1 protein-coding gene is annotated in these 896 nt (G+C 74.1%); it reads left to right on the forward strand.

The window, feature by feature from the left end:
• The coding region (locus RM555_RS30805; protein WP_311414998.1) for an AMP-binding protein at positions 1-896 on the forward strand (896 nt) is incomplete at both ends.

Genomic DNA, 896 nt, shown 5'->3' on the forward strand with positions numbered 1-896 from the left:
CGCCGTCCTCAAAGCCGGCGCCGCCTACCTCCCCATCGACCCCACCGCCCCACCCGCACGCCGACACCACCTCATCACCCACTCCGCCGCCACCATCCTCATCACCCAAGACCCCCACGACACCGACACACCCCCCGGCGTCGTCACCCTCGCCCCGCACCCGGCACCGGCCACGGCCACGTCCGCGCCGCCCCCGCTCGACATCCACCCGGAGCAGGTGGCGTACGTCATCCACACCTCCGGGTCCACCGGCACGCCCAAGGGCGTCATGGTCCCCCACCGGGCGCTGACCAACCTGGTCCACTGGCACCTGGACGCGCACCCCAGCGGGCCCGGCCAACGCCACGGCCAGGTGGCCAGCCTCGGCTTCGACGCCGCGATCTGGGAGATCTGGCCCGCGCTGGTCAGCGGCGCCACCCTGCACATCGCCGACCCCGCCGACCGCCTCGACCCCACCGCGCTGCACGACTGGCTGGTCCGGGAGGACGTCACGAGGACGTTCCTGCCGACCCCGATCGCGGAGGCCGTCCTCCGGTTGCCGACCCCGTCCACCAGCCGCCTGCGGACGATCTTCACCGGCGGGGACGCCCTCACCACCCGGCCCTCCGCGCAGGTGCCGTACACCCTGTTCAACATCTACGGGCCGACCGAGACCACCGTCGCCGTCACCGTCGGGCCAGTCCGCCCCGACGGGGTCCACCGGCCCGACCTCGGCGTCCCGATCGCCGGCGCCCGCATCCACCTATTGGATGCCGACCTGCAACTCGTCCCGCCCGGCGCGCCCGGCGAGGTCTGCGTCGCCGGCGACGTGGTCAGCCGCGGCTACCTGAACAAGCCCGGGCAGACGGCGGAGCGGTTCCTGCCCGACCCGTACGGACCACCCGGCAGCCGCCTCT

Origin of the sequence: Micromonospora reichwaldensis, from assembly GCF_031845925.1 — a bacterium.
Taxonomy (GTDB): Bacteria; Actinomycetota; Actinomycetes; order Mycobacteriales; family Micromonosporaceae; genus Micromonospora; species Micromonospora reichwaldensis.